Origin of the sequence: Alteromonas sp. B31-7 (assembly GCF_015767655.1) — a bacterium.
Classification (GTDB): domain Bacteria; phylum Pseudomonadota; class Gammaproteobacteria; order Enterobacterales; family Alteromonadaceae; genus Alteromonas; species Alteromonas australica.
The window spans coordinates 4,491,702-4,512,714 of sequence record NZ_CP065233.1; the positions used below are offsets into that span (position 1 = coordinate 4,491,702).

The 21,013-nt window shown below is 46.5% G+C and carries 22 protein-coding genes; 10 read left to right on the forward strand and 12 right to left on the reverse strand.

The features are described 5' to 3' along the window. Window positions 1-26: 26 nt before the first annotated feature. Entirely contained in the window at window positions 27-812 is a 786-nt protein-coding gene (gene fkpA, locus IUA53_RS19660) for an FKBP-type peptidyl-prolyl cis-trans isomerase (protein ID WP_044449084.1), read from the forward strand. 312 nt (window positions 813-1,124) lie between these two features. Here the strand turns inward: fkpA and IUA53_RS19665 are convergent, their stop codons facing one another. Then, window positions 1,125-1,400, reverse strand: a complete 276-nt coding sequence (locus IUA53_RS19665) for a hypothetical protein (RefSeq protein ID WP_044058533.1) — start codon at window positions 1,398-1,400, stop codon at window positions 1,125-1,127. 172 nt (window positions 1,401-1,572) lie between these two features. On the opposite strand from IUA53_RS19665, the gene greB reads away from it, so the two are divergent. Together greB and IUA53_RS19675 are read left to right on the forward strand one after the other, a co-directional pair. Then, window positions 1,573-2,058, forward strand: a complete 486-nt coding sequence (gene greB / locus IUA53_RS19670) for a transcription elongation factor GreB (RefSeq protein WP_044058534.1) — start codon at window positions 1,573-1,575, stop codon at window positions 2,056-2,058. A 146-nt stretch (window positions 2,059-2,204) separates the two neighbouring features. Continuing rightward, a complete protein-coding gene (locus IUA53_RS19675; protein ID WP_196897663.1) occupies window positions 2,205-4,538 on the forward strand; it encodes a Tex family protein in 2,334 nt (777 codons plus the stop codon). Between the two features lie 85 nt (window positions 4,539-4,623). Here IUA53_RS19675 and IUA53_RS19680 read toward each other — a convergent pair whose 3' ends face one another. The 3 genes from IUA53_RS19680 to bioH form a co-directional block, all read right to left on the reverse strand. After that, window positions 4,624-5,622, reverse strand: coding sequence for a putative metalloprotease CJM1_0395 family protein (locus IUA53_RS19680; RefSeq protein ID WP_196897664.1), 999 nt, complete (start codon window positions 5,620-5,622; stop codon window positions 4,624-4,626). A 14-nt stretch (window positions 5,623-5,636) separates the two neighbouring features. Continuing rightward, window positions 5,637-5,969: a hypothetical protein gene (locus IUA53_RS19685; RefSeq protein ID WP_196897665.1), complete on the reverse strand. Its 333-nt coding sequence runs from the start codon at window positions 5,967-5,969 to the stop codon at window positions 5,637-5,639. Window positions 5,970-6,121: 152 nt separating this feature from the next. Next, on the reverse strand, window positions 6,122-6,931 hold the full coding sequence (gene bioH, locus IUA53_RS19690) for a pimeloyl-ACP methyl ester esterase BioH (protein ID WP_196897666.1): 810 nt from the start codon (window positions 6,929-6,931) through the stop codon (window positions 6,122-6,124). Between the two features lie 311 nt (window positions 6,932-7,242). On the opposite strand from bioH, the gene IUA53_RS19695 reads away from it, so the two are divergent. Beyond that, complete coding sequence (locus IUA53_RS19695; protein WP_231401206.1) at window positions 7,243-7,746, forward strand: ComF family protein; 504 nt, start codon at window positions 7,243-7,245, stop codon at window positions 7,744-7,746. On the opposite strand, the gene IUA53_RS19700 is transcribed toward IUA53_RS19695, so the two are convergent. Further along, the gene (locus IUA53_RS19700) at window positions 7,718-10,351 is read right to left on the reverse strand and encodes a M14 family zinc carboxypeptidase (RefSeq protein ID WP_196897667.1); all 2,634 of its coding nucleotides are present in this window, start codon (window positions 10,349-10,351) and stop codon (window positions 7,718-7,720) included. The genes IUA53_RS19695 and IUA53_RS19700 overlap by 29 nt on opposite strands. 114 nt (window positions 10,352-10,465) lie before the next feature. Between IUA53_RS19700 and nfuA the strand changes: the two genes are divergently transcribed. The 4 genes from nfuA to IUA53_RS19720 all read left to right on the forward strand — a co-directional run bounded on the left by nfuA (window position 10,466) and on the right by IUA53_RS19720 (window position 13,711). After that, window positions 10,466-11,044: a Fe-S biogenesis protein NfuA gene (gene nfuA / locus IUA53_RS19705; protein WP_044058540.1), complete on the forward strand. Its 579-nt coding sequence runs from the start codon at window positions 10,466-10,468 to the stop codon at window positions 11,042-11,044. Between the two features lie 339 nt (window positions 11,045-11,383). Continuing rightward, window positions 11,384-12,076 carry an aspartate/glutamate racemase family protein gene (locus IUA53_RS19710; RefSeq protein ID WP_044449090.1) on the forward strand — a complete coding sequence of 231 codons (693 nt, stop codon included), beginning with the start codon at window positions 11,384-11,386 and terminating at the stop codon, window positions 12,074-12,076. Window positions 12,077-12,110: 34 nt separating this feature from the next. Next, a complete protein-coding gene (locus IUA53_RS19715) occupies window positions 12,111-12,725 on the forward strand; it encodes a class I SAM-dependent DNA methyltransferase (RefSeq protein WP_044058543.1) in 615 nt (204 codons plus the stop codon). 89 nt (window positions 12,726-12,814) lie between these two features. Continuing rightward, entirely contained in the window at window positions 12,815-13,711 is an 897-nt protein-coding gene (locus tag IUA53_RS19720) for an AraC family transcriptional regulator (RefSeq protein WP_196897668.1), read from the forward strand. Between the two features lie 8 nt (window positions 13,712-13,719). Here IUA53_RS19720 and IUA53_RS19725 read toward each other — a convergent pair whose 3' ends face one another. Next, on the reverse strand, window positions 13,720-14,985 hold the full coding sequence (locus tag IUA53_RS19725) for an MATE family efflux transporter (RefSeq protein ID WP_196899631.1): 1,266 nt from the start codon (window positions 14,983-14,985) through the stop codon (window positions 13,720-13,722). A gap of 174 nt (window positions 14,986-15,159) precedes the next feature. Here IUA53_RS19725 and IUA53_RS19730 point away from each other — a divergent pair, with 174 nt between their 5' ends. Next, window positions 15,160-16,287, forward strand: a complete 1,128-nt coding sequence (locus IUA53_RS19730; protein ID WP_196897669.1) for a polysaccharide deacetylase family protein — start codon at window positions 15,160-15,162, stop codon at window positions 16,285-16,287. A 22-nt stretch (window positions 16,288-16,309) separates the two neighbouring features. Here the strand turns inward: IUA53_RS19730 and IUA53_RS19735 are convergent, their stop codons facing one another. The 6 genes from IUA53_RS19735 to IUA53_RS19760 are packed head-to-tail and all read right to left on the reverse strand — an operon-like array spanning window position 16,310 to window position 20,769. Next, window positions 16,310-16,897, reverse strand: a complete 588-nt coding sequence (locus IUA53_RS19735; RefSeq protein WP_196897670.1) for a GNAT family N-acetyltransferase — start codon at window positions 16,895-16,897, stop codon at window positions 16,310-16,312. Between the two features lies 1 nt (window position 16,898). Next, the gene (locus tag IUA53_RS19740; protein ID WP_196897671.1) at window positions 16,899-17,546 is read right to left on the reverse strand and encodes an SCO family protein; all 648 of its coding nucleotides are present in this window, start codon (window positions 17,544-17,546) and stop codon (window positions 16,899-16,901) included. Beyond that, window positions 17,543-18,457: a heme o synthase gene (cyoE, locus tag IUA53_RS19745; RefSeq protein WP_044058548.1), complete on the reverse strand. Its 915-nt coding sequence runs from the start codon at window positions 18,455-18,457 to the stop codon at window positions 17,543-17,545. The genes IUA53_RS19740 and cyoE overlap by 4 nt, the downstream gene beginning before the upstream one ends. Then, complete coding sequence (locus IUA53_RS19750; RefSeq protein WP_196897672.1) at window positions 18,450-19,514, reverse strand: COX15/CtaA family protein; 1,065 nt, start codon at window positions 19,512-19,514, stop codon at window positions 18,450-18,452. The genes cyoE and IUA53_RS19750 overlap by 8 nt, the downstream gene beginning before the upstream one ends. 9 nt (window positions 19,515-19,523) lie before the next feature. Beyond that, window positions 19,524-20,069 (reverse strand): hypothetical protein, encoded by a 546-nt coding sequence (locus IUA53_RS19755; RefSeq protein ID WP_044058549.1) that lies wholly within the window; start codon window positions 20,067-20,069, stop codon window positions 19,524-19,526. Further along, entirely contained in the window at window positions 20,062-20,769 is a 708-nt protein-coding gene (locus IUA53_RS19760) for an SURF1 family protein (protein ID WP_196897673.1), read from the reverse strand. Before IUA53_RS19760 ends, IUA53_RS19755 begins: the two co-directional genes overlap by 8 nt. Window positions 20,770-20,801: 32 nt before the next feature. Between IUA53_RS19760 and IUA53_RS19765 the strand changes: the two genes are divergently transcribed. Next, window positions 20,802-21,011, forward strand: a complete 210-nt coding sequence (locus IUA53_RS19765; protein WP_044058550.1) for a DUF2909 domain-containing protein — start codon at window positions 20,802-20,804, stop codon at window positions 21,009-21,011. Window positions 21,012-21,013: the final 2 nt, after the last annotated feature.

Here is a 21,013-nt window from a genome sequence, read left to right on the forward strand (position 1 = left end):
GATGAAAAATTTATGGAGAGGTTTTTATGCAGAAGTCGCTTGTTGCCCTATCTACCCTGGCTGCGCTAGGTTTGTTTGCTTGCCAGCCAAATACGTCAGATGAAGCAACTACCACCACAACTGAAACCACACAAGCGCCAAGTGGCTCAGGTGAGTCAATGACAGATGCGCAGAAGCAAGCGTATGCAATGGGTGCGAGTATGGGGTTATTTGTAAATAACCGCGCACAACAGCAAGAACAGCTAGGTTTACCCTTAGATCAAGCTGCCCTTAAAGAAGGGTTTAATGACGGGTTAAACGATTCACTGAAATTCACTCAGCAAGAAATTCAAGAAATTGCTCAACAAGGTGAGCAAGTATTGCGTGCCAAACAGCAGGAAATGGCCGAAGCCGCCGCAGCAAAAAATATAGAGGCTGGTGAAGCTTACTTGGCTGAAAACGCAAAACGTGATGGCGTTATCGTGACCGAGTCTGGTTTACAGTACGAAGTGCTAGAAGAAGGCGAAGGCGCAAGCCCGTCGGCAGAAGATGAAGTAAAAGTACACTACCGCGGTACGCTTTTAGACGGCACAGAGTTTGACTCGTCCTATGCCCGCAATGAACCCGCTCAATTCCCGCTAAATCGGGTTATTCCAGGTTGGACTGAGGGTGTACAGCTGATGAAAGAAGGGGCGAAATACCGTTTCCACATTCCTTCAGAGCTAGCCTATGGTGAACGCGCTACAGGCTCCATTACACCTAACTCGACCCTTATCTTTGATGTTGAGTTACTAGAAGTGATTCCGGTAAACGCCGAAGGCGCTGCTGAATAATATGGCCTGATAAGCGGTATTATTCCGCGTAAAGAATAAAGCCGACACAAAAAATTGTGTCGGCTTTTTTAGTTGAGTCAGCATAATCCATGCTTACCTTTTCCCTCGGACTTAACGACACATCACACGAAGGTGATGGCCCCTTATCCGTTCTCACATAGTAATGCGAGTTATTCGGTGAGGTATCTCGAATCTACCTCTTAAGCATAGTGCCTTTTTGCGAAAAAAGGCGGGGGAAACTGTGCAGTTTTTGGACTTTATTACGATAAAACCTGGTCACTTATAACTGTAAGTTTTAACCCACCGATGTTCTTACTCTCGGGGCATTCTTCGACGTTCATGATGCACTTTAAATACCGCAAAATGTTTCATGATAGCTTGTCCAAGTTTGAACATGACGTAACCGATCAGCAGGTATCCTGCTGTTTTCAAACTCTCGATTCGAACTACGATATCCAAAAACCCGTAAATCAGTAGCAAGGCTCCACTTAAAAACAACATAAAGCCTAGAATGGTACCTATGGTGGCAAAGCGCTTATCGCTTTCACCCGCGGTCAAACTGCGGCCGTTTTGTGAAGTTTTAACCATGAGAACTTGCTCCTTTCCCTGTTTATTTTGACTACAGCAACAAACTAAAGGTTCATGTTCAACTAATAACCGACCAGTTTAGATTAACCAGTAAATGACGTAGTAGAATATTGCCTTCTGCATATTTACCCTCATACACTAGGGTAACGTTATTTAATTTACCTAATTGCTTGTGAAAACACCACTTATTACCCGCAAAGGATACCTCAAGCTTCAACAAGAGCTCGATCACCTTTGGCGTGAAGAACGGCCAGAAATAACCCGCAAGGTCACTTGGGCCGCTAGCTTAGGTGACAGAAGTGAAAATGCGGACTATCAATACAACAAGAAAAAGCTAAGGGAAATCGACCGCCGTGTACGCTACCTGCGAAAATGCCTAGAAAATTTAAAGGTGGTTGATTACAGCCCTCAGCAAGAGGGCAAAGTTTTCTTTGGTGCTTGGGTAGAGATAGAAAACGACGAAGGGAAGGTGCTGCAATTACGATTAGTCGGTTACGACGAAATTTTCGGCCGTAAAGACTACATTTCCATTGACTCCCCTATGGCTCGAGCACTGGTGGGGAAAGAAGAAGATGACGATTTATCCGTAAAAACCGAAGCTGGAATAAAAGAGTGGTGGATTAATAAAATATGGTACGACACCACGGACAAACTCTAACCTAGGTTTAAATACAATTGTGGGTGGATAAGTAGTCATTTTCTCCTATGCTACGGTGATATACTTGCCATCTTATTTTTCATTTTTTAGACAGTTTGCCCAAGGTCGATAAATATCCACCCGCAAACCATTGCCTAGAGCGTATTATGATTATCAATAAAATTGCTGAAGAACTATCGGTTCAGCCCAACCAAGTAAACGCAGCCGTTCAACTGCTTGACGAAGGAGCGACCGTTCCTTTTATCGCGCGTTACCGTAAAGAAGTCACTCAAGGCTTAGACGACACTCAGTTAAGAAACCTACAACAGCGTTTAACCTACCTTAGGGAGTTGGAAGACCGTCGAGGTGTTATTCTCAAATCTATTGATGAGCAAGGTAAACTCACCGATACGCTAAAGGCCGATATTAATAACGCAGATAGCAAAACCACCCTTGAAGATTTATATCTTCCGTACAAGCCCCGTCGCAGAACAAAAGGACAAATTGCTATTGAGGCAGGTTTAGCGCCTCTAGCCGACGCCCTGTTTGCCGATCCAAACCTTACCCCTGCCACGGTCGCTGCCCAATACATTAGCGAAGAAAAGGGAATTGTTGATGAAAAAGCCGCCTTAGAAGGCGCACGATTTATTTTGATGGAGCGTTTCGCCGAAGATGCTTCGTTGCTAGGAAAAATACGTCGTTACCTGACCGAAAACGCGCACTTAGCCAGCAAGGTAGCACCTGGGAAAGAGAAAGACGCGGCCAAGTATAAAGACTACTTCGAACACAGTGAAAAATACAAAACGGTGCCATCCCATCGTGCACTCGCCATGTTCCGTGGACGCAACGAAGGTCTTTTACATATTCAGCTAGATGCCGATCCACAACAGGACGACAATGCGTCAGGCTCACATTGTGAACACCTTATTGCCAGCCACTATAATATTCTTCACCGCAATAGACCGGCTGATGACTTCTTAGCCCAGGTAGTGCAGTGGACGTGGAAAATAAAGATTGCGTTACATATGGAAACCGAGCTGTTCAGCACCTTGCGTGAAAGAGCAGAAGAGGAAGCCATTGAAGTATTTGCCAAGAACTTAAACGACCTGCTAATGGCCGCTCCAGCGGGGGCTAAAACCACCATGGGGTTAGATCCCGGTCTACGTACAGGGGTCAAAGTGGCTGTGGTAGATAAAACGGGTAAAGTCCTAGCCACCAACACGATTTTCCCTCACGTCCCGCAGAATCAGTGGGATAAATCTATGCGTACACTCACCACCTTGTGTAAGCAATACAAGGTGGAATTAATCAGTATTGGTAACGGCACCGGCTCACGAGAAACCGATAAGCTAGTTGCCGAGATGCTAAAAAATAACAGTGATCTTCAAGCCCAAAAAATCATGGTAAGTGAAGCCGGAGCGTCCGTCTACTCGGCCTCTGAATTGGCCTCTAAAGAACTGCCAGATTTAGACGTGTCGCTTCGTGGCGCAGTGTCTATTGCGCGTCGTCTACAAGATCCATTGGCCGAATTAGTTAAAATTGAGCCCAAAGCCATTGGTGTGGGTCAGTATCAGCATGATGTTAGCCAAAGCCAATTAGGCAAATCTCTCGACCGTGTCATCGAAGATTGTGTAAATGCCGTGGGCGTAAACCTTAATACTGCCTCGCCAGCGCTCCTTAGCTATGTTTCAGGGCTAAATAAAACACTGGCCCATAACATCGTTCATTTTAGAGACACTAACGGAGCCTTTGCGGATAGAAAGTCATTACTTAAAGTAGAGCGATTAGGGCCCAAAGCGTTTGAGCAGGCAGCGGGCTTCTTACGTATTATTAATGGTACTAACCCCCTCGATGCCTCTGCTGTTCACCCTGAAGCTTATCCCGTGGTAGATAAAATCATTGATACCACGGCGGTGGCCGTGAACGATATTATTGGTAATACCGAGCTACTCAAAAGTCTGTCGCCTGACACCTTTACCAGTGAGGCTTTTGGTCTACCTACAGTGCAAGACATCTTTAAAGAACTTGATAAGCCAGGACGAGATCCTCGCCCTGAGTTTAAAACTGCAGCGTTTAAAGAGGGTGTTGAAACCATCAACGATTTGAAAGCAGGTATGATTTTAGAAGGTGTGGTCAGTAACGTCGCAAACTTTGGTGCGTTTGTGGATGTGGGTGTTCACCAAGACGGGCTCGTTCACATATCGGCGTTGACCAACAAGTTTATCTCAGACCCTCGAGAAGTGGTGAAAGCGGGTGATATTGTTAAGGTGAAAGTGCTTGAGGTGGATGTAGCACGCAAACGTATTTCTTTTACGATGCGTTTAGACGATACCCCTACCCCCTCTGCCCGCCCCGCCAAAAATGGACCGACGGCAAATAAAGGAAAAGCCCAACGTCCACGCAATGACAAAGGCTCAAAGCGTAATACAGGGAATGCTCAACCACAAAATAGTGCCATGGGTAATGCGTTTGCCGACGCTTTTGCTAAAGCCAAGAAATAAAGTGTAGTCATCATTCTAACCGGCGTATTAAACGCCGGTTAGCCCATGGCAACAAAGTGAAAGAAACGAGGGTAAGGTGACCCAATTAAGCGCTCGCTGAAAACCCTTGCGAAGCAGGTGTATAGGCTTGCGTATAAACATTTTGAATACGCCCTACCCGTGCCGCCATGGCTGGGCTGATTTCCTGTGCTTCCCCAAAATCAAGTGAACGTGCACCACCCGCATAGGCGTTTTTCTCACTGTTTTCCTTTGCTGCTTCCTGCGCGGATAGAACCGCATCGTCAAGGCTTCTTGTCGGAGGCTCTATGGTGTTATCTGTGATGTCATTTAATGACGGGGGTGTGATGCTAACACCATTACTTTGTGAGGATGAGCCTTCAGAAGCTAAGGCTTGCCCGCTTTCTTCTGCTTTTTCTTCCGCAATTTCTGCTCGTGCTTCAAAGGCTTTCTGTGATGCTTCCGCAGCCACCTTTAAGTCTTGAGCGGAAGGTTGCGCAGGGGCGAGCGCAGCAGTGCGCACTTGCTGCATTTTACTTAAAGTTTGTTCTGGCGTTTGCGCTTCTGAAATATCAATGGAGACTTTGCCATCGGTAATGTATCGCTTGTTGTCTGGCCCCGTTGTGTACTCGTATTGCGGCGTACCTGCATACTGGCCCCCGGCGACTGCATGGGCTTGCTCATGGGTACGAACTTCCTCATCACGAGCTTCTAAAGACGCAATTTCTTGTTGCTCTTGCTCGGTTTGCTGCTGCGACTGTTGTTGAGACTGTTGTTGGTCTTGCGCGTTTTGCTTACCCGCGCTTTCATCTTCAGCATTGTCTTGCTCTTGCCCAAAAACATTATCAAAAGCGGCCTGTAGTTCAGATTGAACTTGAGGGCGTTCGTACGTTACCGGTGCAGGGGGTTGACCCGGCGTTCTTGCCTTATCAGTATCTGAACCCAAACCTTTCTGGGACGCGCCTTGTTCAGCATCGCTTGCTTGGGGAATGGTTTCTCGAAGGGTATTGTCTCTACGTGCCGACTCGGTATTTAAGTTGGCCGTAGGAAACGCTAGCGCAGTCAATATCGGCGTGACAATATTCACCTTAAAACCCCCTTTTAAGCTAGCGTATCTATAATGGTTCCGACAGTTTCATTCGCCACTTCTAACACCTTGCTAGAAGCCTGCGCGTTAACGCTATTAATCTTTAATGACAATAGGTTAGACGTGAAATCATCGCTCGCGGTGGGTAGCACATTACGTATATTACTTAGCCCCTGCAAAGACGCATTGGCCAGCACAGCTTGTGGGCCATTCTCTGCAAGATTCACTTGCGCCGTTTGCTGCGCAATATTTGTGGCGGCTTGGGTTAACCCGCTATTCGCCTGCTGCAAGCCAAATTGGCCAGACACAATGGCTGAATTGACACTATTGGTCACAATACTAGACATACACTACCTCTACACTCTCATGCGCAATTATTAACCAGCTTGCACAAAAAGAAAAGCACGCAAGTAGAGGGGAAAACTAAGTCCTTGTCTTTTTTATAGTTATTGTTCGGCCATTTTATAACCAGCCGCATAGAAACACAGAAAGCGCCAAATTAAGACGCTTCCTGTTTACAAACGTTGGTCGCAAAACTGTAAAGAATATCGGCCGTCTGCTGCGGGTGGGAAATAAACGGAGCATGAGAAGCGTGAGGTAACACCACAGTGTCGGCTTGGGGGTGTAACTCACAAATACGGTCTATACCACTGGTAGGGACAAGACTGTCTAACCTGCCATATAATCGCAATGTAGGCACAATAATGCGCTTTAATTCACTGCGCAAATCCTCACAAGACAATATATGCAATCCTTCTTTTAACGCCTCTTCCGATGGCGATGGAAACTCGGTGATTTGCTCACGAATGGCTTTAATGTCTTGTTTAGCAGTATCACTTCCCATTGCTTGAATCGCTAAAAAGCGCTCAAGGGTTTTACTGAAATTTTTCTCTAGTTGCTGCTTAAACATATTCAGTAAGTCTGCTGCTATACCTGGCCAACAAGGCCCGGCAACAAACCGTGGTGTAGAAGCAATAGTGACTAACCCCGCGAGAAGATTGGGTCGTTGAGCAGCAAGTTTCTGCGCCACTAAACCGCCAAGAGACCAGCCAACCACGATACTTTGAGGGGGCATTAAAGGTGCGACCATTTCACTTAAGTTAGCCACCGTATAGGGCGTGGGTACATGCGCGGCATTTTCACCAAAACCGGGCAGATCGATGGTGGTAATTCGGAAATCGGCACTTAAATAGGGAATAAATGAGGTGAATGCGCCACTGTTCATTCCCCACCCATGAAGGAAAACCAGATCTTTTCCTGTGCCTAGAGTACGGGTGACAAGCGGAGTGTTTGTATGCAAATCTTTCACTGTATACATCCTTAAACTGTTGCAAGACGCGACTTAGGAGCAAGTCTATCTGCGCGTTGACCCAATTCTTTAAAGCTCGTGTTGCGTCCATTAAACGTGCTTTAAATGTTTCCTGCTTACTATGCTATCAGGCAAGTCCCACGCCAGTATGTCAGTGGTGTGAAGATGACATATTTTCTTTTGATACCCGCAAGTATAAAGAAAATTTACTGTCCTTTGGTCTTATCAGTCGGCATGTGCGGCACTGCCGCTACCAACGACTTTGCGTGTATGGCTTGTACACACCGCCTCTTTCAAGCCTAATTCACTTAATGAAGTTTCGCCATTCTCTCACCGCAAGCCAAGAGATTGGCAGGCTGTTTGTCGACAAATGGCAACAGCATACTGGGCCAAAACCAGATTTGTTATTACCCGTTCCTCTAGGCGCGCGGCGCTTTGCTCAGCGGCAATTTAATCAATCTGCTGTACTGGCTTTATACATAGGGCGCAAGCTAGGTATACCGGTGTATCAGCACTGGGCAATTCGTCAAACAGATACCGCCCAACACTTACTCGACAAACAAGCCCGTTACGTCAACGCGAAACACAGTTATGCACTGACAAAACATGGAATAGATGGCTATGTAAGCGAACCTAGCGCCGTGCTTCGGGTCGCCATTGTTGACGATGTTATCACCACGGGGATAACGGTGGATAGGTTAGCTGGTTTATTAAGCGCCCGTTACCCTCACCTAAATATTGAAGTATGGGCAGTGGCGTTTACACCACCGCCTAAAAGCCATTTACTTAATGTAGAAAATGGGATTGGTAAATAGCATTACTAAGCATCTTATTCGTGCCATACCAGTACCCCCTAAATTGGGTGTTATCCACAAAGCCAATAATCAGCCCTTTCCCTTTATTGGTGGTGACTACCGCGGGGGTCTTTGCGATGAGTTTCACTATTGGGTCTGCGCTAAACCCCGCCATTAACGGCGCTTCGGTGTAACGGGCAGGCGTGGTAAACGGTGAGTAGTGATTGTCGATGATCATATTGCTGGTTTTAAACATGGCCAATGTTTCACCTGTATAACCAAAAAACAGAGGGTGACTGGTGTCTATTTCTGCTTCGTATACCGCACCAGCTACCAACTTTTGTGCGCCATGAGACGCCCTGTCTTTGTAAGACAAACCTTCTTCTTTAAAGAGATTATCAATTTCCTCACGCAGTAAAACATCGATGTTTAACCAACTATTCGCGGAAAAATACCGTAGCGCTGATTTTTGACCTATCAGTACCCCGCCTTGTTTCACCCAGTCGATAAGGATGTCCTTGGTATTCTGAGACAATTCGAAGCGACCACTTGGAAATAGAATATGAGTGTAATCCCCTTGCAGCGCTTGAAGAAGATTTCGTTGCTCAATAATGGTGGTGGGTAGGCCAACACGAGTATCAAAGTAATGCCACATTTCACCGACTTCATACTCACGGGTTCCCTTTCCACCCACTATTAACACTTTGGGCATGCTGATAGGTGAAATCCCGCGACTTCCCAGATCGCTCCCTGCAGGCGTTAAACCACTTTTGATGCCATATACACTCATGCCAAGGGGTTGCGCCTTTTGTTTAATGAGTGAAACCAAATTGTTGGGCTGCTTTAAGCGCGCTGGGCCTGCTGGAATAACAATACTGCCTGGCGGGAACTCTACCTCCCCACTAAATTGCGTACGCGCGGTGAAACTGTTCTGGCTACTGCGAACTTTTACACCAGCCTCGAGTAAAGACTGCAGTAGTGCAGGTGCATAGTAATCGTGCCAAGAAAACGCGTAGGCATACGCGTTGCTGTCAAACTTAAGCATTGGATTAGCCTGCACGAGTTTAGCGTTAGCATCCCATTTGACGCTACTGCTTTGACGGCGGGTAACAGGGGTGTAATCAACATTAAATGCCAGCGCAATATGCCAACTAGAGACATCATAAAAGGTGTTATCCTCAAACGAGGTTTGGGTTGAAAATAGCGATTTAACTAAGCGATATTGGTATTGCTCTAATGGAATATAAATGGCGCGATTGGCTTGAAAGGTTTGACTGTCCACTGTGACATCACGGGTAACAACATGAAACACAACCTGGTGTTGTGATAGTAATTCGGTAAGCGCACTAAATCTGCCTAAATCGTCAGGCATGGCCAACAGGTAGCCACCTAACTTGTCTTGCTTTGCCAATTTTTGTGCTTCACCCACAAAGCTGCTCTGGTATTGCAATAGCGCCGGTTTGTTGGCAACGGCCCCAGCAAAGGTGCTAAGCGATGTGGTGACCTGGTTTGCAATTGTGTCGGCGAACGCAAGATTGCCATTTATCGACGCTTGAAGATGGCCCCTTGACCTTGCCTGTTCAAACAAAATCCCCACACTGCCATGAAGATCAGGGTATGTAGAGCCTTTACCTGCGTAAAAATCGTCGTAGGCTTCTTCGGTAAAATACAGCTCGTTTTGACCGTCTAAAGCGCGAGCGTGAAACGACGCAAGTGCTTCGGTGAGGGTTACGTTGGCGTCTGGCGTTAGCGGGTTTTTTCTAGCGCGTACACCAGGCTGAAAGAAATAGCTGCTGTTCGTGCCCATTTCATGAAAATCAGTTAACACATGGGGGCGCCAGCGATGAAACTGTGCAATACGTGCCTTAGATTCCGGGTGCGCCAGTAATAACCAGTCTCGATTTAAATCGAACCAATAGTGATTGGTTCTTCCCGATGGCCAACCTTCGTTATGCTCCCGGTGCAAACTATCAGCCACCAGTTGGGTGCCCTTATGCATATTAGCCCATTGTGCAAAACGAGATAGGCCGTCGGGGTTGAAAGAAGGGTCAAGCAACACAACATTATTGGTTAGCAAAGTATCAATGGCTTCGCCTTGGGCAGCGGCTAAGTAATAGGCTACCGCCAGCGCGGCATTTGAACCGGAGGGTTCGTTGCCGTGAATGCTATACCCCATGTATAGAATGAGGGGGGCGTTTTCACTGGGCTCTGAGCCTGACGCGAGTTGTGATAAGTGACGTTGTCGAAGGGTTTCTATCTCAGCGTGATTGTGTGGCGCAGTAATGGTTAACAGGAGGAGAGGCCTGTTTTCATGCGTACGACCCATCTCTTTGATTGTCATACGGTCAGAGGCGTCAGCAAGTACATTAAGGTAATGTACGAGTTGGTCATGCCTAACATGCCATTCGCCCAATTGCATACCCAGTACAGATTCTGGGGTAGGAATTGCCGGGTTATAGTCGACATTTTCAGGAAGATAATCGAGTACGGGACGTCCTCCCGTATCTACGTCGATATCAATGGCATAGGAGGGTAACGAGGTTACCATTAGTAAACTAAAAGCCGCGCCAATTAGAGACGCACTGCGTAGTAGGGTAAGAGCAGCGTGTGAGAATGAAGCTAACATAGCGTTCCCGTCTTGTTGTTTTGCTAGTACATCGAAAACAAAAAATACTTGACTGATTTACTCAAGTTAATTTGTTATCATAGATAAAATTTTAATCGTATGTAGGACTTGCTGATGATCACTATATCAGAAGATGCTCAGGCTCACTTTGTAAAATTACTGAGTAAACAAGAGCCTGGCACAAATATTCGCGTATTCGTCGTAAACCCAGGCACATCAAGCGCAGAGTGCGGTGTGTCCTATTGCCCACCTGACGCGGTGGAAGAAAGCGACACGCGCCTTGAATTTAACGGCTTTGACGCCGTAGTAGATGAAGAAAGTGTTCCTTATTTAGACGAAGCGGAAATTGACTACGTTACAGACCAAATGGGCTCTCAACTGACCCTGAAAGCACCTAACGCTAAGGCACGCAAGGTTGCTGACGATGCTCCGCTAGTTGAGCGTATCAACTACATGATAGAGTCTGAAATTAACCCGCAATTGGCCAGCCATGGCGGACAAGTCATGTTGGTAGAAGTGACTGAAGAAGGCTATGCCATCTTACAATTTGGCGGCGGTTGTAACGGCTGCTCAATGGTAGATGTCACCTTAAAAGACGGTATTGAAAAACAAATGCTAGAACACTTTGCCGGTGAGCTTAAAGGCGTGCGAGATGCAACAGAGCACGAAGCTGGCGAACACTCTTATTACTAACCGCCATTCAGCGCAATGAGAGACGTAAATACAAGCTGGCAACGTTTTAAAATCGGGCTATCGATTTTCGTTGTCGGCGCTGTATGTTTGCTGCTTTTAAGCCAATATCACATTGTTATATACCTATTTTCTCTAGCCACATTGTTTATTGGCTTTGCCTTCGCCATGTATGGCTATGTAGGTATTTTTCTCTCTCGTTTTTCCTCCTTAAAAAGTAAAAAGCCCCCTGATGACATTTAACAGTTTCTCACGTATCGTAAATATCCCTTATTGATAAAGCGTGCTCTTTGACGGCCAATTCCCCTAGCCCTTGAGCCATCGCAAAGAGGAAGGCCACCAATGAAAACACTTGGATTAATTGGCGGGATGAGTTGGGAGTCTACCGTCTCGTATTATCAATTTATCAATCGCGGAGTGAATCACCAATTAGGTGGCTTACACAGCGCTAAACTTTGTCTTTACAGTGTCGACTTTGCCGATATTGCGCGATACCAGCACGATGGGAATTGGAAAGGTGCTGCTGATATTCTCATTAGTGCAGCGAAAAGCTTGGAAGCCATGGGTGCTGAGGGAATCGTTATTTGTACCAATACAATGCACAAGGTGGCTAACATTGTACAGAACGCGATAACCATACCATTACTTCATATTGCAGATGCCACCGGCGAAAAGCTGAAAACCGATGGCGTCAAACATGTAGGGCTATTGGGGACAGCGTTTACCATGTCAGAGCGCTTTTATTCCTCACACCTCACTGATAAATTCGATTTAAATGTTCTTACCCCAACGACAGATGAGCAAACAACTGTTCATGAAATTATCTACAATGAATTATGTAAAGGTGTCGTTTGCGAGGCCTCCAGAAATTGCTATATCGAGATTATAAATAACTTAAAGCAACGAGGCGCGGAGGCAATCATTTTGGGATGCACTGAGATTGCTTTACTGATTTCTCAGACCGATACCCCACTGCCTTTGTACGATACCACGCAAATTCATGCGGATGCGGCAGTGGCATTCGCCATCACTTAATCGACTTATGCTTTGAAGGAAGCAAGGACACCCCATGAGCCCAGAAGAAACTGGACAAGCCTATAATAGTATTACCCACTTATGGACGTCTGAGGAATTTAATCGCAGCAATGGCATGAACGCATTAGAGCAAGCGCTAGCCTATTTACCCCAGCTCCCTAAAGATGCGAAAGCCCTTGATGTTGGTTGCGGCTGCACCTGCCGCTTTTATCCGCGCCTGGCTGAACAAGGATTATCGATAGAAGGCATAGATGTGTCATCTGGCATGCTTGCCATTGCACAAAAAAACTACCCCGAAGCCACCTTCACCCACGCCGATATTTGTACCTATCCCCTCAAGCCAAACACTTATCACTTTATAATGGCCTGGGATAGCATTTGGCATGTCCCGTTAACTCAACAACCGCCATTAATTAAAAAGCTGAGTGATGCATTGGCGCCTAATGGCGTGTTTATTTTTAGTTTTGGCGGCGTTGAAAGCGCGGGTGAACACTACGATAATTATATGGGCCCTAGGGTTTACTATGCTTCTCTTGGGATTCATGGTTTTATTGAACTAGCAATGCAAACAGACTGCATCATTAAACACCTCAATGTGGGAAAAGGGGATGAACCTCACAGTTTTATAGTGCTTCAACGTAAATCTTAGCAAAATCGGTAGGGCAAGGCGCTTAAAATTGGGTTAGTTTGATACTGGTTTAGTCATTCACCTAACTGAGTAGCGAATAAGTACTTTTTATGAATCCCCTATTTCAACGACTGGTTAACGTTGCCGAAGCCATAGAGAGAGAGCCATCTCTTGCCAGTGATTTACAGGCCCTTAGCGACGTTGCAGCATTATCCCCCTTTCATTTGCACCGGCTTTTTGCCTCGCACTTTAATCAAAACATAGGGGCTTATGGCAGGAAAGTACGGGTATATCGCGCCGCTTATCAGTTGGCATTTCGAAATGACATTCCTATTTTAACCGTGGCGTTAGATGCTGGCTTCTCAAGTGCAGAAGGTTTCGCCCGCGCGTTTAAGAAGCTTTTCGACGTCGCGCCATCCACATTTCGAGCACAACCTCAATGGGAGTTACTGCATCAACGCTTTACTCCTTTATCATCCCTTACCGTCCATAGAGGAAACCCCATGAATAACCCACCGTTCTCTGCTCAACAGGTCAACGTTCAACACTTCCCTACCATCCCTATTGCCGAATGGGTACATCAAGGCCAACCCAATTTAGTGCTGAAGACCGTAAAATCCTTCATTGACTGGCGCAAACAGGAAACCTTACCGCCCTCTGCTTATCGCACCTTCAACGTGCTTTATGATGACCCTAATGCCACCCGCGACGAAGACTATCGTTTTGGCGTTGCATGTGAAATTCCGCAAGAAAAGACGATTGATCACAGCAACATTGAAAAAAAACACATTCCAGCTGGCCTGTGCGCGACAGTGAGGCTTATCGGCGATGACAGTCAAATTGGATCCTATGTGCATGAATTATATGCCTCGTGGCTGCCTAGTACCCTTTTTGTTTTGCGAGACTTCCCAATATTTATAGAGCGTGTCCGCTTTTACCCAGAGGTGGGGGCAGCCGATGCTATTACCGACATCTACTTACCCATAGAAGAAGCACAATCGAAGTAAGTTTTTCGTTATTCAGTCAGGCGTTGGCGTTTGTCTAAGCGAGCAAACACCCACGCTAAGCTGATACCTCGGGCAAACAAAAAGCCCAACAAGGCATACCATAAACTGATATTGCCAAGTGCTTGAGTTACGTACCAAAGAGGGAAGAAAACCCCTAACGCGCTAAATATCATGGTATTTCGCATCGCTGCCGCCTTGGTCAATCCGACAAAAACGCCATCGTAAAGAAAGCACCAGTGAGCAAGCAGGGGTAAAACGATCATCAGCGGTAAATAGGCGACTGCTTGAGAGACCAAGTGCGTATGCGTAGTAAGGGCACCAATAATAGATTCACCCGCCACGTAAAAAGTCATCGCGTAGAGAATCGCAAATAGGCTTGACCACACTAGCCCTTGATAGGTTCTGCGTTTTATTTCACGGGCATTATGTGCACCTTTTGCCTCGCCAACTAGCGCTTCTACAGCATAAGCAATACCGTCTAGCCCCAACGCAATAAGCACGAAAAATTGCATCAATATGGCGTTAGTGGCGGCTGCCGTCTCGCCAAATCTTGCGCCTTGAATAGTAAGAAACGCCAAACAGCCTTGCAGTGCTAAATTTCTTAGCAGCATGTCGCCATTTAGTTTCATGAGTATTTTTCGGGCGGCTTTGTTGAACCAAGAGGGCTGAGGAGTAATGCCCAGGGTGAGTTTCATTGCCACAATTAAGGCGAGAATCGCCATGGTGTACTCTGCCATTACGCTCGCTAGAGCAACACCGGACACCGACAAATCAAACCCGTACACAAACAGCATGTCTAACCCTGCATTGAGAAGGTTCCCCACCACTTGGATGGCCAGCACGGTACGTGTTTTTTGTTGCCCTACTAACCATCCAATAAGGGCTAAGTTCAACATGGCGGCTGGTGCGCCCCACACCCGTACATTGAAGTAAGCGGTTAAGTGGCCCTGTACATCATCGGCCGGATTAGAGAGCGCGATGCCCGCGTGCAAAACAGGCATCTGCAGCGCCCACAGCATTAAGCCTAAAAGCGCCGCAACCAGTGCGGTTTGCCATAACACTTTGGCCGAGGCTAGCTTTGCATTTTGCTGACCTTTAGCCTGCGCGCTAAGACCTGTAGAAGACATGCGAAGAAAGCCACACACCCAGTAGATTTGCGTAATAATCAGCGCCCCTACAGACGCGCCCGCTAGCATAGCGGTAGATTGCATATGACCAAGCACAGCAGTATCCACTAAGCCTAACAAAGGTGTGGTAACATTCGCGATGATCATAGGCACGGCCAATGCAATAAGGCGGGTATTGTCTTGCCAAAAGCGCTTTTGTTGGCGCGGTGTTTGCTGTTGAATTTGCTGAGCATGTTGCTCAGTCTTTTGGTTTTGGTGCATTAACCTTGTGCCCAATAGCCCTTATCCGGTAAGGGTGAGAAAATTAAACAGGAATAAAAAATGAAGTGTATCACGCTCTTTTCTCTCTGCGCTTGTCTTCGTTCAACCTACGCCATACTGATATTACTGCTTGCTAGTACTACTGCAGTGTCAGCCGCAGATACGCCCGACAACAGTGTGTTAAAACACAATACCGTGATATTGCTTTATCATCATGTTTCAGAAGAAACGCCCGCGAGTACCAGTATTAGTCCCGATACGTTCGAGTCACATATGGCGTACCTCAGCAAGCACCATACTGTAATCGCATTAACCCAAGCCGTTGATGCCATTACTGGCGGTGCCAGTTTGCCTGAGAACAGCGTGGTAATTACATTTGACGACGGCTATGCGAATATTTTACATAATGCCCATCCAATTTTAGCCAAATACGGATTTCCGTACACCGTATTTATAAATCCAAACGAAATAGGGGCTCATCGTCAGCAGCTAACTTGGCAACAGGTCGACGCTATGCACAACGAAGGCGTCACCTTTGCGAATCACACGCTAGATCATATTCATATGTTGGATAACAGCCAAACAAATACACACTGGCTAGCAGATGTTTGGCAAAATGTTGAACAGGCAGAAGCCACTTTAAAAGACAAAGTAGGCGTCTCACTTCAGTATTTAGCATACCCTTTTGGTGAATTTAACGAACCGCTAGCAGCTCAAGTCAAACGCGCAAATTATATAGGCTTTGGCCAGCATTCAGGCGCAGTAGGCCCGTTAAGTGACACCAGCGCTTTACCTCGCTTCCCTGCTGCCGGCCCTTATTCCAATCTTGCCACGTTAAAAACCAAGTTAAAAAGTATTGCCATGCCGGTGGTTAATAGCACCGTGGTGAATCCAGCGTTAACGTCTCACACTCCGCCGGCATCAGTGACATTAACCATTGGCAATGCAGATACGGGGTTAGATATTGCTTCAGATGTCAGCATTACACAAACACAGTGCTTCTTTGGTGGAGAAAAAATCTCGACAAAAACCAGCTCAAATAAAATTACCTTTTACCTAGAAACTCAATTGCCCACCGGGCGCTCGCGAGTGAACTGTACTGCCCCTTCAAAGGCTCACAGAGGCAGATATTACTGGTATTCTCAGCCCTTTTTTGTGGCTAACGAACAGGGACGTTACCCGGATTAAGGCGACACAGTCGACAGTAAAGCTACACGTTTAAAGAAAAGCGAACAAAGCCACTATTTACCGCCAATTCGCTAAAATTAAGCCGTTGATAGAAGCGAATGGCGGGAATGTTCGACAACTGCACATCCAACACGATTGTCTGTTTTTTCAGTGTGCGCGCGTGAGTAAGCATGTGCGCTATCATAAAGCGGCCGATACCTGTTTTTCTATGCGCTGTATCCACCGCGATATGCCCAAGCATGAGTTCATGTGGTGTGGGCGGAACTAGCCCAACAGACACCGCTTGATTGCGCATGAGTACAAGCATAGATTCATCGAGGGAGTAAAAGGTGGTAATGCTGTCTAAGGTGGCGCGGTCAAATGCGCTCCCTAGCTTGGTATGCCAGGCCGTTACCACACCGACAACGTTATTATCCTTCACAGCTACCCAATGGTTTTGACAACCATACTGGCCTTGCGCTTTACACCATGCATGATGCAGAAAAGCGCGCGTCTTTTCCTCGTCTTCGTCGCCGAAGATAGAGACTAATAATTCGTATGCGGCCGACAGAATTAGAGGTACAGCCGATGCCGCGTCTGTTGGCACGCCCTTTCTTATAGTTAATGTCATACTACTTTGTAGAGGTAATTACAGGCATATCAGCAAGTATTTGCTGTGCATCACTAATTGATAACGTGCCAATTTCTCGTTTAGGTTTAAAACGACCCAGCACTTCTCCGGTTGGGTTAACAAGTACAACCGACGCACTGTGATCCACCAGATAATTAGGATTATCTGTACTCTCAGCTATAGCGTACATCATGCCAAGGCTTCTCGCGAAAGGAAATAAATCTTTGTGTTCACCTGTAAGCCCAATAAAGTCTTTATTGAAGTAACGAACATAATCGTTAAGACGTGCAGGCGTGTCTCGCTTAGGATCCACAGAGACAAACACAACCTTGATAGGGTGAGTCGTATCTAACGCTTGTAGCTGAGGATAAATGCCATTTAATTCGGCCATTGTGGTGGGGCAAATATCTGGGCAAAAAGTATAACCTAAAAACAACAAGGTCCATTGCCCTTTCAAATTCTCTTCTGTAAAGGGAGCTTCATGGGTGTCGAGCAGCGAAAAAGGGGCAACCGTACGAGGCGTGGGATAAGGCTGAAAATACTGAACTTGCTTCACATCGTGAGATGGCGGGGCAATATATATTGCCCCTATAATGCCTGCAACCAGTGCAAAAAATGCAACAATTCCTACGAAAATGCGTTGATTCATAAACTTAATGGTACATAGTGATCCAAGAGTAATATCACAAACAATACCATGAGATGAATAATAGAAAACCTAAAAGTTTGCATCGCCGTTTGGTTAGTCGGTGCAAATTTGAGTTTTAACGCGTAATACAAGAAACCGCCATTAAGCATAGTTGAGCCAATTAAATAAATGAGGTCACTCATGCCGATTAAATATGGCAGTAAGCACACAAGGCTCAGCAGCACTGTGTATAAAAGGACAGAGGTTTTGGTAAATGCGACGCCATGGGTGACGGGCAACATGGGAATCTTCGCTTTCGCGTAATCCTTCTCCCTATGGATGGCTAATGCCCAAAAATGTGGTGGTGTCCAAGTAAACACAATAAGCACCAACAACAGAGCATGCGAATGCACTTCGCCGGTCACCGCCGTCCAACCTAACAAAGGTGGGGCGGCACCCGCCAACCCACCAATAACGATATTTTGTGGAGTAGCACGCTTCAGAAACATGGTGTATACAAAGGCGTAGCCCACTAAGCTTGCGAGTGTTAGCCAGGCAGTTAACATATTGACCCATAACGCTAAAATGGCGAACCCAACCACTGCCAAACATACCGCAAACACTAACGCGTTAGGAATACTCACTTTTCCTTTCGCCACTGGACGGTTAAAAGTTCTTGCCATCATGCTATCAATGCGATGGTCCACCACATGGTTAATGACTGCCGCCGATGCCGACAGCATCCCAATCCCTAATAAACCCGCTAAGAGCACAGTGGTCTCTACCCATTGAGGCGTGGCCAAGCACATCCCCACCAATGCCGTTAACAAGAGGAGCATAACCACATTGGGTTTCGTTAATTCGTAATAGTCGCGCCAAGTGGCGGCTTCGTAGCGTGCTGAACGTGATGATATAGATAAAGATTTAGCCATAATGACCTCGTAGCCTACCGGCGTTTAACGAATAAGAAGAAGACGGACGTGAACTGAATAAACGATGACTAGCCTGTAAAGTGTGAACTTTCCACGTTAATCCCACTAAACAGAGCAACAAAATAGCGGCCACAGCATTGTGTGCCACCGCCACAAAAAGGGGTAAACTCAATACGACATTACTTACCCCTAACGCCACTTGAGCACAAAGCGCAGTTAGCATTACGCCTACGCCTTTTTTTAACTGCCCTGAAGCACTGTGGCGCAAACAAAGTATGGCGAAGAGCAATAAATAGGCAGAGGTGATGAGTGCGCCTGCGCGATGAACAATATGCATGGTCATCCTTTGCCCATAGTCGTGCGCACCGTATTCATAATTATCAGCTTCCGGAATCGTATAGGCACCTGAAAAATCCAGACGCTGCTGCCAACCGTCTTCACATATGGGCATATCGGTACATGCTAACGCAGCGTAGTTCGCAGACGTCCACCCGCCCAATGCAATTTGAGCAACGAGAATCATCACAGCCAGTGCACTGGCGAAGCCTAACTGGCGCAATCCCTTGGGCTGAGTCACTCGGCGATGTTCGCCGGAAGAGGGAAGGCGCAAGTAAAGTAAATAGAGACAAGCAATGACACTAAACCCCCCTAATAAATGGCCCATGACCACCACGGGTAAGAGATTCAGGGTGACTGTCCACATACCTAACACCGCCTGAAAGGTAACCAAAGCTAGCAGGAGCAAGGGTAACTTAACCGGTGTGCCTTCCTTTCGCTTAATCACCGCCAGTGTGGCAATGGCTAAAATGCACAACCCCAATGCCCCCGCAAAATAACGATGAATCATTTCATTCCACGCTTTATGCGTTTCCACTGGGCGATGGGGAAACGCCTGATTGGCGGCATCAATTTTCGCCTCCGAGGTCGGTACGGTCAAATGACCGTAACACCCCGGCCAATCAGGACACCCCAATCCAGCATCAGTCAAACGGGTATAGGCACCCAATACAATCACTACCGCGGCCAAAAACAAACTAAATAGCACTAATTTTTTCATAGTCTTCACCTAGCCAATACGTGAAAGCTTTAGCAACTTTTTCATGTCGGCCAGTATGTTGCGACTCTCCATAACCGCCACGTCTTTATCGTCATCCATTTGGTATAGCAACACCGCATTGTTTAAGGTATCGACTATATATACCTTGCTATCGAGTAGTGGCGTGTCTGGTTTTTCAGAGAGTGGCTTAACCACAACATTGGGGTAATCCTTTGCCCAATCGAATGAGGTGGTATCGCTGTTGGCCGTGACAAATACCACGGGTTCTGCGCGACTAGACTCCCGCCCTAATGCAAGCCACACTTGATTGATACTAAAAAGCGCGTTCTTACATGCTTGATCGCAGTCAGTGGGCAACACATACACGAGTCGCCACTTAGGTTTACTGTCCTGCACCATGCTAGAAACATTAATGGTAGGTTGTAATAACTGCCCTTTGTTAGTGGCTGCTTGCTCAAACCAGCCGTGGTCTAAAGCCAGCTTTGCCAGAACTACAGGAAGCACAAACACAGTCACCATTAGGATGAGGGTTTTCTTTGACGCTTTATTACTCATGGCTTGATTCCTTTTTAACAATAGCAAGGCCACCCACCACTACCGCTGCAACTGCAAGGGCAAACCATTGAATGGCATAACCAAGGTGTTTTTCTGGAGGCATGACAACAGGTGTGTAACGACGCAAAAAGACGCTATCTTCACCGGTTAACTCGATAACATAGGGTTGCAGTTTTCTGTCTAGCATCTGCTGAATCCGCGGTATAGACACTTGCTGCACCAGCGCGGGAAAGGTTTGATTAACAGAAGCTGGGTCGCGTACAAAGGGATTAAGACTCGGCTCACTAACTTTCCCTCTTAAATGAGACTCACCTGCCGCCACCTCCACGATAGGTAGAGTACGGGTTAAATTCGGTGCTGCCACCCAGCCAAAATTCACCAGTATCCAGCCCACATTGGTCAGTACCGGGGCAATCACATCAAACCCAACTTGACTATCAACCACTTGATTATCCACCAAAATAAGATGCTGGTTATCGACGTTACCGGTGAAATTAACGTCCACATCTCGGGGGTCGTTCAGCTGCAAGGCGGTTAATAAACCAACGGTTTCTTTTTGTTGCTTTTCCGTTATGCTATCCAAACGTTGTTGCTTTTGAGCCATGCGCTGTAACTGCCAAAAACCCAGAGAACTCAACGCAATGACGACAATAAGAATAAACGTTGCAGCAAGCCAAATCCCGGGAGTACGTTGTGTCATCAGCAACTCCTCCCGCTTACTGAGAGGTCATAATGCTGATTAAAATTGTGTTATTTGCTTTAGTTCTATACATGGTGGTAAACCTCTTTTTAGCGATGCGGGTCATGATTAAAAATGACCACAAAAAAGGGCCAATGAGCAAATACATTGGTCGCAGAGTGCTCACGTCAGCCATTATTGTGATTGTTATCTTGCTGGCCATAAGCACCGGATTAATTACGCCAAACCCTCGTCCTTATTAAGG

What these genes read in the sequence shown, in the direction of transcription:
- fkpA (WP_044449084.1), top strand. Translation starts at nt 27, where the DNA reads ATGCAGAAGTCGCTTGTTGCCCTATCTACCCTGGCTGCGCTAGGTTTG.
- IUA53_RS19665 (WP_044058533.1), bottom strand. Translation starts at nt 1,400, where the DNA reads ATGGTTAAAACTTCACAAAACGGCCGCAGTTTGACCGCGGGTGAAAGC.
- IUA53_RS19675 (WP_196897663.1), top strand. Translation starts at nt 2,205, where the DNA reads ATGATTATCAATAAAATTGCTGAAGAACTATCGGTTCAGCCCAACCAA.
- IUA53_RS19685 (WP_196897665.1), bottom strand. Translation starts at nt 5,969, where the DNA reads ATGTCTAGTATTGTGACCAATAGTGTCAATTCAGCCATTGTGTCTGGC.
- IUA53_RS19695 (WP_231401206.1), top strand. Translation starts at nt 7,243, where the DNA reads ATGAAGTTTCGCCATTCTCTCACCGCAAGCCAAGAGATTGGCAGGCTG.
- IUA53_RS19700 (WP_196897667.1), bottom strand. Translation starts at nt 10,351, where the DNA reads ATGTTAGCTTCATTCTCACACGCTGCTCTTACCCTACTACGCAGTGCG.
- nfuA (WP_044058540.1), top strand. Translation starts at nt 10,466, where the DNA reads ATGATCACTATATCAGAAGATGCTCAGGCTCACTTTGTAAAATTACTG.
- IUA53_RS19710 (WP_044449090.1), top strand. Translation starts at nt 11,384, where the DNA reads ATGAAAACACTTGGATTAATTGGCGGGATGAGTTGGGAGTCTACCGTC.
- IUA53_RS19715 (WP_044058543.1), top strand. Translation starts at nt 12,111, where the DNA reads ATGAGCCCAGAAGAAACTGGACAAGCCTATAATAGTATTACCCACTTA.
- IUA53_RS19720 (WP_196897668.1), top strand. Translation starts at nt 12,815, where the DNA reads ATGAATCCCCTATTTCAACGACTGGTTAACGTTGCCGAAGCCATAGAG.
- IUA53_RS19725 (WP_196899631.1), bottom strand. Translation starts at nt 14,985, where the DNA reads ATGATCATCGCGAATGTTACCACACCTTTGTTAGGCTTAGTGGATACT.
- IUA53_RS19730 (WP_196897669.1), top strand. Translation starts at nt 15,160, where the DNA reads ATGAAGTGTATCACGCTCTTTTCTCTCTGCGCTTGTCTTCGTTCAACC.
- IUA53_RS19735 (WP_196897670.1), bottom strand. Translation starts at nt 16,897, where the DNA reads ATGACATTAACTATAAGAAAGGGCGTGCCAACAGACGCGGCATCGGCT.
- IUA53_RS19740 (WP_196897671.1), bottom strand. Translation starts at nt 17,546, where the DNA reads ATGAATCAACGCATTTTCGTAGGAATTGTTGCATTTTTTGCACTGGTT.
- cyoE (WP_044058548.1), bottom strand. Translation starts at nt 18,457, where the DNA reads ATGGCTAAATCTTTATCTATATCATCACGTTCAGCACGCTACGAAGCC.
- IUA53_RS19750 (WP_196897672.1), bottom strand. Translation starts at nt 19,514, where the DNA reads ATGAAAAAATTAGTGCTATTTAGTTTGTTTTTGGCCGCGGTAGTGATT.
- IUA53_RS19755 (WP_044058549.1), bottom strand. Translation starts at nt 20,069, where the DNA reads ATGAGTAATAAAGCGTCAAAGAAAACCCTCATCCTAATGGTGACTGTG.
- IUA53_RS19760 (WP_196897673.1), bottom strand. Translation starts at nt 20,769, where the DNA reads ATGACACAACGTACTCCCGGGATTTGGCTTGCTGCAACGTTTATTCTT.
- IUA53_RS19765 (WP_044058550.1), top strand. Translation starts at nt 20,802, where the DNA reads ATGCTGATTAAAATTGTGTTATTTGCTTTAGTTCTATACATGGTGGTA.